General features: G+C 70.5%; 8 protein-coding genes. 1 reads left to right on the top strand and 7 read right to left on the bottom strand.

All coding sequences use genetic code 11. The features are described 5' to 3' along the window. Positions 1-32: 32 nt before the first annotated feature. From N7925_RS26140 to eccD, 7 genes are all read right to left on the bottom strand, one after another. Positions 33-467, bottom strand: coding sequence for a YbaB/EbfC family nucleoid-associated protein (locus N7925_RS26140; RefSeq protein WP_265601861.1), 435 nt, complete (start codon positions 465-467; stop codon positions 33-35). Positions 468-611: 144 nt separating this feature from the next. Beyond that, positions 612-4,277 (bottom strand): AAWKG family protein, encoded by a 3,666-nt coding sequence (locus N7925_RS26135; RefSeq protein ID WP_274345332.1) that lies wholly within the window; start codon positions 4,275-4,277, stop codon positions 612-614. Between the two features lie 109 nt (positions 4,278-4,386). Then, positions 4,387-4,890 carry a type VII secretion system-associated protein gene (locus tag N7925_RS26130; protein WP_265601859.1) on the bottom strand — a complete coding sequence of 168 codons (504 nt, stop codon included), beginning with the start codon at positions 4,888-4,890 and terminating at the stop codon, positions 4,387-4,389. A gap of 179 nt (positions 4,891-5,069) precedes the next feature. Continuing rightward, positions 5,070-5,399, bottom strand: a complete 330-nt coding sequence (locus tag N7925_RS26125) for a WXG100 family type VII secretion target (protein ID WP_265601858.1) — start codon at positions 5,397-5,399, stop codon at positions 5,070-5,072. A gap of 87 nt (positions 5,400-5,486) precedes the next feature. Then, the gene (locus N7925_RS26120; protein ID WP_265601857.1) at positions 5,487-5,843 is read right to left on the bottom strand and encodes a hypothetical protein; all 357 of its coding nucleotides are present in this window, start codon (positions 5,841-5,843) and stop codon (positions 5,487-5,489) included. A 417-nt stretch (positions 5,844-6,260) separates the two neighbouring features. After that, the gene (eccB, locus tag N7925_RS26115; protein ID WP_265601856.1) at positions 6,261-7,709 is read right to left on the bottom strand and encodes a type VII secretion protein EccB; all 1,449 of its coding nucleotides are present in this window, start codon (positions 7,707-7,709) and stop codon (positions 6,261-6,263) included. 21 nt (positions 7,710-7,730) lie between these two features. Further along, a complete protein-coding gene (eccD, locus tag N7925_RS26110) occupies positions 7,731-9,131 on the bottom strand; it encodes a type VII secretion integral membrane protein EccD (protein ID WP_265601855.1) in 1,401 nt (466 codons plus the stop codon). A gap of 559 nt (positions 9,132-9,690) precedes the next feature. Here eccD and eccCa point away from each other — a divergent pair. Beyond that, positions 9,691-13,656: a type VII secretion protein EccCa gene (gene eccCa / locus N7925_RS26105; protein ID WP_265604009.1), complete on the top strand. Its 3,966-nt coding sequence runs from the start codon at positions 9,691-9,693 to the stop codon at positions 13,654-13,656. Positions 13,657-13,692: the final 36 nt, after the last annotated feature.

Genomic DNA, 13,692 nt, shown 5'->3' with positions numbered 1-13,692 from the left:
GGGTGCCTCCCTCTCGTCCGGTGGTCCGTACGTCAGTCCTCGTGGATCTCGTCGTGCAGGCGGGCCGACGAACGCCTCCCGCCGCCGTGCGGGTCCTCCAGGGACGAGCCGAAGGCCCGGTCCCAGTCGATGTCGATGCCTCTGATGCCCGTGGCCCGGCCTGTGGTCCGGGTCAGCGGCTCGAAGACGTCCATCACCTTGCGGGCCATCTCCGACCGGCCCTCCTGCACCGCCTCCATGATCGAGGCGGCGAGCTGAGGGCCCGTCATGGACCGGTGCCGGTTGTCCGGGAACTTCAGCCCCGTCAGCTCGCCCTGCGGGCCGACCGTCACCTCCACGGCGCGGTCCCGTGACCGGGCCGTCGCCGAGGACTGGCCGAGTTCGCCCTCGGCGCGTGCCACGGCCTCCTGCACAGCCGAGAGTTCGGCCATGGCCTCGGCCAGCTTGTTCTCCATCGAGTCGCTCAACAGTCGCCCTTCCACCTGCGCGTATATCATTCTGTCGTACGCGTGTACGTGTTTCGAACTCCCCCTCGCCCGTGCGGTGTCCGGGGCGGACGGAACCGGCTCCCACCGTCTCCGCGCGGGTCCCGGCCGTGACCGGCGGGCTCCCTAGCGTCCGATCACCGCCGGTGCGCCGCCTTCGTCGGTGCCCCAGACGTCCTCGTCCTCCGGCACCCAGGAGTCGCGGGTGCGTTCACCGCTCTGGGTCGCGGTCTGGCCCGGCGCGCCGCCCCCTCCCGGGGCGCCGCCGGCCATCGGCGGGAGGAAGGGGGAACTGCCGGCGGTCGGGCCGCCGGTGGCCACCCGCACCTCGTCGTCGGCGTACCGCCCGCCCGAGCCGGGTGCGGCGGCGCCGGGCCGCGCACGACGGTTCCTGGAGACCGATCCGTCGATGACGTTGCGGACACGTTCACCGGAGTCCGACTGGCCTCCGCCGCCACCCATGCCACCGCCCATGCCACCGCCCATGCCACCGCCCATTCCGCCGCCCATCGGGGCACCGCCCATCGGTGCGCCGCTGCCCCCGCCTTCGCCCCCGCCGTAGCTGCTGGGGCCGGGGAACGGCCCGCTGTTCAGGAGCGGGCGGTTGTGGATCGGGGTGCTCGACCCGTCGGAGGCCCCGGTGCCCGCCAGGGGCGACTCGTAGGGCTGGTCGTCGAACAGCTCCTCCTCGTAGGAGATCGGGTCGTACGAGGGGGGCGTGTGGCCGGAGAGGCCGTCGCCGAAGGAACCGGGGCTATTGAGGGAGCCGTTGTTGAGCTGGCCGGATTCGAAGCGGGACGGGCCGGACTCGTCCAGGTAGCCGGAGACGGTCGAGCCGTCGGGCCGGGTGAGGGTGGTGGTTCCGGTGTCCGGGTTGATCGTCTGGGTGGAGCCGTCCGGGAACTCCGTGACCACGTTGCCGCCGGGGTCCAGGTGCGTGACGCTGCCGCCGGGGTTGGACAGGAGGTCCCCGGTGTTGAGCGGACCGGAGATGACGGAGCCGTCGGGCCGGGTGATGGTCGAGGAGTGGGTGTCCGGGTCGATCGTGACCTTGGAGCCGTCGGGGTATTCGGTGGTCACGCGGCCGTCCGTGTCGAGCCGCGACTCACCGCCGCCGGGGAGTTCGAGCGGGCCGTCGTTGACGGGGCCGCTGATGGTGGTGGACGACAGGTCGGGGATGTCGCCGTTGCCGAAGAGGTCCCGCCGGGAGCTGTCGAGCTTGGACTCCGCCTCAGCCTGCCTGCGCTCCTGCTCCTGCCGGACTTCTTCCTGCTTGGCCTCGGCTTCCTTCTGCCTGGCCTCCTGCTCGGACCGGACCTCGTCCTGCTTGGCCTCGGCCTCCCTCTGCCTGGCCTCCTGCTCGGACCGGACCTCGTCCTGCTTGGCTTCCTGCTCCTCGCGGAGCCGGTCCTGCTTGGCTTCCTGCTCCTCGCGGATGCGGTCCTGCTTCTGCTCGGCCTCGGCCTGCTTCTGCTCCGCCTCCTTCCGCATGGCCTCCTGCTCGGCCTTGGCCTCGGCCTCCTTCGCCTCCTGCTCGGCCTCCTGCTCCGCCTGCTTCTGCTCCGCCTTCGCCTCGGCCTCGGCCTGCTTCTGCTCCTGCTCGGCCTGCTGCTGCTCCTGGCGCTCTTCCTGCTCGGTGCGGATGCGGTCCTGCTTCTGCTCGGCCTCGGCCTGCTTCTGCTCCGCCTCCTTCTCCTTGGCCTCCTGCTCGGCCTTGGCCTCGGCCTCCTTCGCCTCCTGTTTGGCCTCCTGTTCCGCCTGCTTCTGCTCGGCCTCCTTCTCCTTGGCCTCCTGCTCGGCCTTGGCCTCGGCCTCCTTGGCCTCCTGCTCGGCCCTGGCCTGGGCCTCCTTGGCCTCCTGCTCCTTCTTCGCCTCCTCCTGCTGGGTCTTCGCCTGGTTCATCTGCATCATCTGCATGTTCTCCGCACGAGCCTGGGCCTCGGCCTGCTTGGCCTCCTGCTCCTTGCGGACCTGTTCCTGCTTGGCCTCCTGCTCGGCCCGGAGCTGTTCCTGCTTGGCCTCCTGCTCGGCCTGCTTCTGCTCCGCCTCCTTCTCCTTGGCCTCCTGCTCGGCCTTGGCCTCGGCCTCCTTCGCCTCCGCCTTGGCCTCCTGCTCCGCCGCCTTGGCTTCGGCCTCCTTCTCCTTGGCCTCCTGCTTCGCCTCCTGCTCGGCCTCCTTGGCGGCTGCCTTGGCCTCGGCCTCCTTCTCCTTGGCCTCGGCCTCCGCCTTGGCCTCCTTCTCCTTGCGCTCGGCTTCCGCCTTGGCCTCGGCCTCCTTGCGCTCCGCCTCAGCCTTGGCCTCGGCCTCCTTGCGCTCCGCCTCCTCCTTCTCCTTCTTCCGCTCCGCCTCCGCCTTGGCGGCCTGGTCCTTCTGCCACTGGATGAACTCTTCCTGCTTCCGCGCGGCTTCCTCGGCGGCGGCCTTGGCCGCGGCGGCGTCGGCCGCCGCCTTCTCCTCGGCGAGTTCGGCCTTCTCCTCCTTGTAGTCGGACTCCAGCGTGCCGCTGGTCCCCCGCGACTTCACCGTTCCCAGCTCGAACTGGCTGTTGCTCCAGCTGTCGCGCACCTTCGTCATGGCCGCGACCGCCGCCTTGTCGAGGTTGTCCTCAACGGTCTGCTTCCACATGAGGAGGGCCTTGTTGCCGACCTCCACCCAGGTGCTGAGCTCCTTGAGCTCACCGAAGTCCTCGGCGGCGACGGTCAGCGCCATGTCGCCCGTGCCCGTGATCTCCTCGATCGCCGCCTGGTTGCTGAAGTGATCTTCCGAGATGTAGTTCGTCGTGGTGGTGTAACCGCCGCCGTACGACCCGTGGGTCTCGATCTCGTACGTGATCTTCGTGATGTTGTTGTCCCAGACGTACTCCATGATCGCGGAGAGCAGGGTGTGCAGCACCACGAGCGGGTTGCCGTACTGCCACTGCCACTTCGCCCAGACGCTGTGGAGATCCGAGACCGCTTCCCGGAAGTCCTTCCTCGCCTGCCGGATCTCGTCGCCCTGCTTGGACCCGACGGTGCCGCCCCCGCCGGGCTTCATGTCGTCGGCGTAGTCCGTGTACTGCTCGTTGATCTTGTTGATGAGGTCCCAGAAGACGCCGGCGGCCTTGCCCCGCCACGCCTTGTCCTTCTCCGTGCCGAGCCGGCTCTGCCACTCCTCCACGATCTTCTGCTGGGACGAGAAGAACGCGGCGACCCGGTCGAAGGCCCCGGCCACCGTGTCGAAGTTGTCGAGGGTCACGGAATCGGGGTCGTCCACGGGAAGGGTGTTCCAGCTGAACCCGTAGGTGCCCTGCGACGGGTTGTTGAGCAGCTCCTCCAGCGCGAGCCCGGTGCCGTAGGCGTAGCGCGAGGTGAAGGTGGTGTCCCAGGTCGGCTTGCCGTCCATCCCCAGGTGACCGTCCATGGAGCTGGAGAACTGCCCGCCCTCCTGGTACCCCTGGCTCGGTATCCGGCCGTCCCCCTTGCTGCCGAGCAGGGTGATGCGCGCCTTGTACATCGACACGTCGGAGCCCGCGCCACCCTTGGAGTGGTAGAAGGGGATGACGAAGTCGGTGTTCTTGATGTCGGAACCGGCGTTCTCGTAGAGCCAGTTCATGTCCTCGGTGTCGACGTAGTCGACGTAGCCCACGTCGGAGATCTCCACCTTCATCAGGGGGATGCCCTCGTTGCCGACGAGCGTGTCGAACAGGGTGTTACGGTCCGGCGCCTTGTAGCCCGTGAAGAAGCCGACGGCCTCGGCCCACTGGTCGTTGGAACCGCCGAGATCGTCGGGGACCTTGCTGGAGTCGAGCGCCATGCCGGGATGCCTTTACGTCAGGGGAGACAGGAGGACGGGCGGGGGTACGGTCCGCCGGTCCGCGGCCGTGTGGAGGGGTGCCGGCCGGGCCGGCCGACGGCGACGAAGGTCAGTCCTCGTCCTCGTCGTTGTTCGCGCCGCCACCGGCGGATTCGGAGAGCACCTCGTCCACGCCCTCGAAGAAGTCGATCATGTCCTTGCCGTCGATCTTCTCCAGGTTGCCGTCCTGGGTCTTGAAGAGCTCCTCGATGGTGTCCTCCAGGTCCTCCTCGATCTGCTCGAAGAGTTCGACCTGGAGCTTGAGGATGTCGTCGAGCTGGTCGATCAGCCCGTTCAGGCTTTTGACCAGGTAGCCGCCGTTGGTGCGGCCCTTGTCGTCGCCCGCCATCGTCCCGATCGCGAGCGGCTTCGCCTGCCCGTCGTGGAATCCGGCCGCGGTCGCGGACCCGTCCTCACCGCCCTGCAGCGTGGGGATCCCGGGCACGGTCTTCCCATCGGTCGTCGTGCCGTCCTCCCGCATCTTCTTGACCTCGGCGAGGAACGGGACGAGGTCGTTGTCGAGGAAGCTCTGCAACCACGCCTTGTTGAGATTCAGTGCGGGTGCTTCCGCCATGTCGCACGTCTCCAGTCTTCCGGGATGTCCATGGGCTCACGGGGCCGGTGCGCCGTCCGCCTGCGGCCCGTTGGGGCCGCGGCGGACGGTGCGCCACCCCGACTTCGGCGGGCGGCCGGGCGCGCGAGGTACACACGCGCCCGGCCGCCCGGGAGGGACCAGGGGCGTGCCGCCCCGGGTCAGCCGCCGATGCGCACGCTCTCCCAGAGCGACTTCAGGGAGTTCTCGCTGTACTTGTAGCTGCCCGAGACGTCGGTCAGCAGCGCCGAGTGCTCGGCGAGGATGCGCTTCATCTCCTCGACCGCGTTGTTCCAGGAGGCCTGCTTCTCGGCGTACACCGCCTTGTCCTCACCTTCCCAGCTGCGCTGGAGCTCCTGGAGTTCGGCTTCCAGGTTGGTGAGGATGCTGTCGATCGCCTTGGTCTGCTGGACCATGTCGTCGGCGGCGTTCTCCATGTGGCCGTAGTCGACGTAGATCTGGCCGTCGGTGAAGTCAAGCGGGGGGGTCATGGTCTTCCTCGTCTCGCGGCAGGTGCGTCAGGGACAGTGGTGCGGGGCCCGGTCGCCCGTCGGGGCTCCCGGTTACCGGAGGAGAGGTCAGCGGCCCGCGGTGGAGCCGGCGAGCGCGTTGAAGATCTCCTCGGAGCGGTTGAACGCCTGCTGGATCGAGTCGTTCGAGTTGTTCTGCTGGATGCCCTGCGCGCGCATGGTCTCCTCCAGCGTCGTGATCATGTCGCGGAGGTTGCCGGAGATGATCTCCGCCTGCTGGTCCCACCGGTCGAGCAGCTTCTGGAACGCGCCACCGTCGCTACCGGCGTAACCGGAGGCGAGGTTGTGCTTCATGTTCTCCACGTCCTGGCGGCTGCTCTGCACGCCGGTGAAAGCCATCTCCAGTGCGGTGACACCGTTCTGGGTGGCTGACGCCAGTGACTGCTGTGCGCCCGTACCTGCCATGTTGCTGCGCCTCCTGATGTGTCGCGCCGCCGGGTTCCGGTTCCCGCGTGACGCGGTGCCTGGCCGGACGCCGCCGGAAGACCGGCATCCGAATGGTCTGGATGAACGGAGCCTAAGGAAGGGGACGTTGAGGATTCAATGCCCTGCGTCATCTCCTCGGCCCCGGCCCCGCTTTTGGGGTGATTCGTGAAGGAGATTTGATCTGAATCTGAGGTAGGCCCCTTGCGGAATCATCTTCCGAAGGGATCCGGTAATTCCCCGTGCCCGAACGGGCAATGCCCGTTCGGGCACGGGGAATTACCGGATCCCTTCGGGGAGGAGGACGGCGGGTCCCCGCCTCCCGTTGTCACGACACACGCGTTTATCAGCCGCGCCACAAGAAATTCACCTCCTCCGGTACGAGCCCTCGCCGGGTGCTCATGTCCGCGTACAGCGGGGTGTCGTGTTCGTGTTCCGCCCCGCGGCCGCGGCCTCCTTGGTGAGGTCCGGCCCGGTCGGCAGCATGGCCAGCAGCGGCGCGGGCAGGCCTCGTGCCTGGCCCTCGCTGTAGCCGAGGGCGGCGAGTCCGTCGGCCGTGCCGACCCGGTACTTCATCCCGGTGTCCGTCACCAGGTAGACCGTGGTGCCGACCGTGCTCCCGCTCGCTCCGAGCGCGCGCACCAGGGATCCGCCGCCCGGCCGCACGCTGATCGTGCCGACCGGCATGCAGGCCGGGGTGAGTCCCTCGGGCGGCGCCTGTGCGGCGGGGCCCAGGGTGCCCGTCCCGGTCAGCGCCACGCTGATGCGCGGTCCGCGCTCGCTCGGCTGGACCCGGATGCATACGGTGCGGTCCTCGCCGAGGGCGACCGCCACCGGAGGCTCCGAGGGCAAATCCGCCTCCTCCGCGCCGGTTTCCGCACCAGGGGCCAGCCGGCCGCTCAGCGCATCCGCACCCAGCGTCACGACGTTCGCCGCGCCTCCCCCGTACACCTTCTCGCGGGTCTCCGGGTCGCCGAGCACCAGCGCGGCCCCGGTAGCCGTGAGCGGCGTCAGGCCCTGCTGGCGCAGCAGGTAGTAGCGGTCGGCGGAGCCCGGCACGGTGACCCGGAAGACCTGGCCGATCCGGGACTCCTCACCGCCCAGCGAGGGGCCCTTCCTGCCCTTGCCGAGTACGTTCGGCGGTCGCAGATCGGGCCCCGAGGGCAGAGCGTTCAGGAAGGCGGCGGAGACGGGCAGCTGGGGTGTGGAGCCGTAGCCGAGGGCCTCGCGGGCGCGGGTGTCATCGTCGAGCAGCAGCTTGCTGCCGCGCCAGACCAGGTAATCGGCCTTGTCCGGCCCCTTGACCAGCATGGTCTGGTCGGTGGGCAGCCCGGTGGCGTCCGCCGGGAGGCCCACCGCGACGGTGGTGCCGGTCCTTCCGGTCCCGCTGCCCGAACAGACCTGCCAAGGGCCCGTGTCGAGGTCCGCGCTCCCCGGCAGGGCGTCCGGGGCGCCGCTGATGCCGATGGGCGCCCCGTGCGGCGTACCTCTCAGGGACTTGGAACCGACCGTCACCGCTTTCATGTCGGCGCCCGCGAGGAGCCGCGCCGACGCGTAGTTGCGCACCGGGCGCAGCCGCCCCTCGATGTAGAGGTAGCGGGACCCCGTGTCCTTGTTCACGACGAGGGTCCCGGCGGCCCTCCAGGAGTCCTTGGTTCCGGGCTTGAGGAGACCCAGGACGAAGGAGCCGGCCGACAGCAGGACGGCGATGACGATGCCGATCACCACGCCCCGGTTGGTCCGCCCCTGCGGGCTCTCCGGGGCGTCGGGGTCGGCGCGGAGCATGCCGGAGGTCAGCCGGCCCATGACGAACATGTGAGCCTGGACCTGGTCGCGTTTGGACTGCACGGCAGTGGGTCTCCCTTCCGGTCAGCCGTTGATGGACCGCAGGGCGCCGTACACGCCGAGCACCCACAGGGCGAGCGGGAGCACGGCGATCGCCAGGGCCGAGTGGAGCAGTTCGCCCGCGCGGCCCCAGTACGGAACGAGCCGGCGCCCGGGTACGGTCCAGGCGGCGATGGCGACCGCGGCGGCCGCCGCGAGCAAGCCCGCGGCCGTGACCAGGCGGCTCCCCGGGGCCGCGGCGGGGGCGGCGACCAGCACCAGCAGGAGCAGCCCGAGCACCCCTGGGACCACCAGGGACATGCGCTGCCAGATGTTGCCGAGGCCACGGGCGTGCAGGACGAGCAGCAGGCACAACGCCACCGTCATGATGATCTCGGCCAGTTCGCGCTCCCATGCCAGGACGACCACGCACGCGACGCCGACCAGGCCCACCGCTCCGTAGAGCGACGTCATCCAGCCGTCGGCGAGAACGGCGCGGGCCGAGACAGCGGAGGCGGCGTGTGGCTCGATGCCCTCCTGCAACTGCTGCGCGTTGGTCGGCAGGGGAGGCATCCGCATCCCGGACATCCGGAAGGCCAGCGAGGGGACGAACGCCCCCAGGACCACCGCAAGCACGGCGAGGATCCCGGCGGCGTGCACCGGCGCCAGGTCCGTCGTGAGGAGCAGGACGGCGGCGGTCGCGGCGAACAGCGAGACGACGGCGACACTCAGGAAGAGCGCGGCGAACGCGGCCACGACGGCGAGCGCGAGCACCGCCCCGCCGGCCATCGCCGCACTGGCCGCGAGCAGTCGCGCCCCCAGCGTCTCGTAGGCGTGCGGCCCGCTGAGCTCCCCGCCGGGCAGCAGCCAGCCGGCGAGCGCCAGATAGGGCCCGACCATGAAGCCGAGCGCGGCTCCGGCACCGGCGTCCCCGACCGCCCGGCTCGCCGCGCCGGCGCCTGCGAGCAGGAGGAGGCCGGCCGCCGTCCCGAAGACGGACCGGGACAGCGAGGATCCGCCGGGCCAGGCGATCACCAGGAAACCGCCGATGAGCACCGCGACAACGATGCCAAGCAGCACCCAGCGGCTCACCTTGGGGGTCCAGCCGAAGGGGTGGTCGCGCATCGTGGTGGCGATGCCGTCGACCAGATCGTCGAGGTGCACCTCGGGAAGGGCCTCGTCGCGTGGCCGGAGGTAGAGAGTGTCGCCGTCGCGCAGACCGTAGGAGTCGAGGGTGAGTTCCTCGTCCAGCGGTTCGCCGCCGAGCCGCTGGAGCACCCAGCCGCCGTGGTCGATACCGGCTTCTTCGAGGTTGTCGCCCGCGTAGCCGAGCACGGCGGGCAGCAGGTCCGCCACGGGGACGTCGGCGGGCACGGCGAGATCGATGCTCTTGGCAGGAGCTCGTACCGTCAGACGGCACAGCTCGGCCACCTGAGTGTCAGTCATCGAGATGGCTCACGCTTCTCCGGTTACGGCTGAGAACGGGCGGGGGAACAGGGGCCGGCGGACCGGTGAACACTCCTGCTTCGGTGGGGGCTCCAAACCAATTGACAGCGACGGTTGTTGACGGCCGGTACGGCGATCGTAATATCAGCGGCCTAGTCTGGGCCACGTGGCCCGCACCACGGAATACGAAACGGCCTTCCGTGTCGGGTGAATTGCGGCGTGACGGGCCGTGCGGCACGAAGGGCGGTTCGGCATGCGCGGTTTCGGCGGGGAAGGCGGTTCCACATGCGCTGTCCCGGACGGGAAAACGTCCGCGCGGACCATGACCCGAAGCCGTGATGTAGCGGAACTGTGACACAGCGGCTCGGCGCCCACTCCCGTCCGGCGCGGGTGCCCCGGGCGGACTTCCGACCCCGGCGGAGACGCGGCGTAGGGTGCGTGCACGGCGAAGGCCCGTCCGCGTCCCGGCCCGGACGACGGCGGCGCGCGGCGCGCCCCGCGAAGCCGTTCGGCCCGCTCTCCCCCCCCTCATGTCCCTGAAGGAGACGGTTCCTTGAGCGTGATCCTGTTCCGCCGCCCGGCCCGACGCCGGGGCCCGGAGATGCCCGACGGGGAGCTGAATCTCCAGGAGCCGCCGATCCTCCCCGAGACGGTGCCCGACACCTCCGCCGTCTGGACGTACCTGCCCATGGCACTGATGTCGGTGTCGATGATGTTCATGTTCATGCGCCCCGGTATGACCCGGGGCTCCGGCGGGTTCATCTACATCGCCCTGGGCCTGATGGTCCTCGGCGCCGCCGCGATGTTCATCGGCCAGTTCATGCGCCGGGCCGCGGAGCGCAAGCAGAAGCTCAAGGGCGAGCGCCGGGACTATCTGCGCTACCTCACCCAGATCCGGCGCAAGGTGCGCGGCGCGGTCGTGGACCAGCAGCTGGCCCTGGCGTGGCGGCACCCCGAGCCCGCCGCCCTGTGGTCGATGACCGGCACCACCCGGCTGTGGGAGCGGCGTCCCCGGGACGAGGACTTCGCCGAGATCCGGATGGCCGTCGGCGAGCAGAAGCTGGGCCTGAAGCTGACGTCGAGCTCGACGAACCCCGTGGAGGACCTGGAGCCGCTCAGCGCGCACGCGTTGCGCAGCTTCGTCCGCGCCTACTCGACGGTGCCGGAACAGCCCATCGCGATCTACCTGCGCGCCTGGGCCCGGGTGCTGTTCCAGGGCGACGAGGAGCGGATACGCTCGCTGGCGCGGGCGCTGCTCGCCCAGTTGGCCACCTTCCACTCGCCGGACGACGTCTGGATCGCCTTCTGCGTCTCCGACGAGCGGCGCGCACACTGGGAGTGGACGAAGTGGCTCCCCCACAGCCTCCACCCGCACGACACCGACGGCGCGGGCCCGACCCGGATGACCGTCTCCGCCTGGGGCGAGCTGGAGAACCTCCTCGGCGCCGAGTTCATGGAGCGGCCGCAGTTCGACCCGGACGCCGTGCCCGGACGCGAGGAGCCGTTCACCGTGATCGTCGTGGACGGCGGGGTCATCCCGGCGGGCCACCGCCTGGACGGTCCCGGTTTCCGCAACACGGTCGTCCTGGACCTCAGCGGGGCGCTCTCCTGGCGGCCCGGCCGTATCACCCTGCGCTTCGAGGTCGACGGGGACGAACTCGGCCTGGTGCGCACCGACCGCGAGCGCAAGGAGCAGCTCACCCGGCTCGGCCGGCCCGACAGCTTCGGACTGACCGGCGCGGTGTCGCTCGCCCGGAGGCTCGCCCCGTACCGCATGGGCCTGGGCTCGGCTTCGGACTCGTCCGAGCCGCTCTCCTCCAACGTGGAACTGACCACGCTGCTGGGCATTCCCGACCTGCACCGCCACCACCCGAACACGCTGTGGCAGCAGCACACCGGCCCCAACCGGCTCAAGGTGCCGATCGCGGTCGGCGCGGACGGCGAGCCGGTCGAGCTGGACATCAAGGAGTCGGCGCAGGGCGGCACCGGACCGCACGGAATGCTCATCGGCGCCACCGGTTCCGGCAAGAGCGAGCTCCTGCGGACCCTGGTCCTCTCGCTCGCCCTGACGAACTCCTCGGAGACGCTCAACTTCGTCCTGGTCGACTTCAAGGGCGGCGCCACCTTCCTGGGTCTCGAGGACCTCCCGCACACCTCCGCCGTCATCACCAACCTGGCGGGCGAGGCGGCACTGGTCGGCCGCATGCAGGACGCCCTGCACGGCGAGCTGATGCGGCGGCAGGAGCTGCTGCGCTCGGCGGGCAACTACACCTCCGCGCTCGACTACGAGAAGGCCCGTGCGTCGGGCGTCCCGCTGGAGCCGTTGCCCAGCCTGTTCGTCGTCGTCGACGAGTTCAGCGAACTGCTGGCGGCCCACCGCGAGTTCATGGAGCTGTTCGTGATGATCGGCCGCCTCGGCCGGTCCCTCGGCGTGCACCTGCTGCTCGCCTCGCAGCGCCTGGACGAGGGCCGCATGCACCAGCTGGAGAGCCACCTCTCCTACCGGATCGGTCTGCGGACGTTCTCCGCGATGGAGAGCCGCGGCGTGCTCGGCGTGCCCGACGCCTACCAGCTGCCGTCGGCCCCCGGCAGCGGCTTCCTCAAGTCGGGTGTGGAGGCGCTGACCCGGTTCCGCGCCGCCTACGTCTCCGGCCCCTACCAGCAGCGCCGCGGCAGCGCCAACCAGGCGCGGGTGGCGAGCCAGACCGTGCCGTGGACGAGCAGTTACGTCGTACCGCGCCAGCTCCCCGACACACCGGAGCCCGAGCCGGAGCAGCAGGAGGAGACCGGCGAGACCCTGCTCTCGGTCGCCGTGGACCGGCTGCTGACCGCCGGCCCGCCGGCCCACCAGGTGTGGCTGCCGCCGCTGGACCTCCCCGCCACGCTCGACCAGGTGCTGCCGCCGCTCACCCCGCACCCCGAGTACGGGCTGACGACCGATGCGGCGCACCGCGGGCGGCTCACCATCCCCCTCGGCATCATCGACCGCCCCTTCGACCAGCTCCGCGACCTGCTGACCGTCGACCTCTCGGGCGCGGGCGGGCACATCGCCATCGCGGGCGGCCCGCAGAGCGGCAAGAGCACGATGGTCCGGACGATCATCACCGCGCTGGCGCTCACCCACACCCCCCGCGAGGTCCAGTTCTACTGCCTCGACTTCGGCGGCGGCGGGCTCGCCGGGCTGGCCGGACTGCCGCACGTCAGCGGGGTCGCGGCGCGACTGGACGCCGAGCGGGTGGGCCGTACGATATCCGAGGTCACGACCCTGCTGGCGGAGCGCGAGCGGTTCTTCCTGGACAACGGCATCGACTCGATGGCGACCTTCCGCCGCCGGATGGCCGCCGGGGAGTTCCCCGAGCACCACCACGGCGACGTGTTCCTGGTGATCGACGGCTGGTCGACGGTGCGCCAGGACTTCGACCGGCACATCCAGACGTTCGGCGCGATCGCCGCGCGCGGTCTGAACTACGGCATCCACCTGATCGTCACCACCGCCCGCTGGGTGGAGGTGACCTCCGCGATCCGGGACCAGGCCGCGACCCACCTGGAGCTGCGGATGGGTGACCCGATGGACTCCGAGATCGACAACCGGCGCGCCGCGACCGTGCCCCGGCTCCCCGGGCGCGGCCTGACCCGGGACGCCAAGCTGCACTACCTCACGGCGCTGCCGCGCATCGACGGCGTCGAGTCCGTCGACGATCTCTCCGACGGGGTGTCCGGCCTGGTGGCGGCGGTCCGCGAGAGCTGGCAGGGCCCGCCCGCGCCGCAGGTGCGGATGCTGCCGACCCGACTCAAGCTGTCCGAACTCCCGGCCCCCAAGGGCGATTTCAAGATGCCCATCGGCCTGGAGGAGGAGCGCCTGTCGACCGTGTGGCACGACTTCTCCGAGACTCCCCACATGATCGTGGTCGGGGACACGGAGAGTGGCAAGACCAACATGCTGCGGATGACGGCCAAGGCCATCATGGACCGGTACACCCCGGCCGAGGCGCGGATCATGGTCGTGGACTACCGCCGTGCCCTGGTGGAGGCCATCCCGGACGCCTACCGGCTCGGCCACGCGGTGGCGATGGACGCCCTCAAGGAGCTGATCGGCGGGGCGGCGCGGGCGGTCGCGGCGCGCGTACCGGGTCCGGAGATCGCCCCGGCCCGGATGCGCACCTGCGACTGGTGGGACGGGCCGCGGCTGTTCATCCTCGTGGACGACTACGACATGCTCGGCACCAGTGCGATGAACGCGCCGTTCGACCCGCTGCTGAACCACCTCGCGCTCGGCTACGAGGTCGGTCTGCACCTGGTCGTCGCCCGCTCCGCCGCCGGTGCCGGCCGCGGCCTGGGCGAGCCCATGCTGCGGCGCATGCAGGAGGTCAACACCCCGACGCTGCTGCTGTCGTGCCCGCCCTCGGAGGGCTTCATCCTGGGCAGCGTCAAGGGCCGCAACCTGCCACCGGGGCGGGGTACGCGGGTGACGCGCCGCAAACAGATCCAGGTGCAGACGGCCGTGCTGGAGGACGAGGAGTCCTGAGCGGCGGGCCCGGTCTCCCCCGCCCGTGAGCGGGAC

The sequence above is a fragment of the Streptomyces sp. CA-278952 genome (genome assembly GCF_028747205.1).
Classification (GTDB): Bacteria; Actinomycetota; Actinomycetes; order Streptomycetales; family Streptomycetaceae; genus Streptomyces.
This window is presented reverse-complemented; position numbering and strand designations above follow the sequence as displayed.

What these genes read in the sequence shown, in the direction of transcription:
- N7925_RS26120 (WP_265601857.1), bottom strand. Translation starts at nt 5,843, where the DNA reads ATGGCAGGTACGGGCGCACAGCAGTCACTGGCGTCAGCCACCCAGAAC.
- N7925_RS26130 (WP_265601859.1), bottom strand. Translation starts at nt 4,890, where the DNA reads ATGGCGGAAGCACCCGCACTGAATCTCAACAAGGCGTGGTTGCAGAGC.
- eccD (WP_265601855.1), bottom strand. Translation starts at nt 9,131, where the DNA reads ATGACTGACACTCAGGTGGCCGAGCTGTGCCGTCTGACGGTACGAGCT.
- N7925_RS26125 (WP_265601858.1), bottom strand. Translation starts at nt 5,399, where the DNA reads ATGACCCCCCCGCTTGACTTCACCGACGGCCAGATCTACGTCGACTAC.
- N7925_RS26135 (WP_274345332.1), bottom strand. Translation starts at nt 4,277, where the DNA reads ATGGCGCTCGACTCCAGCAAGGTCCCCGACGATCTCGGCGGTTCCAAC.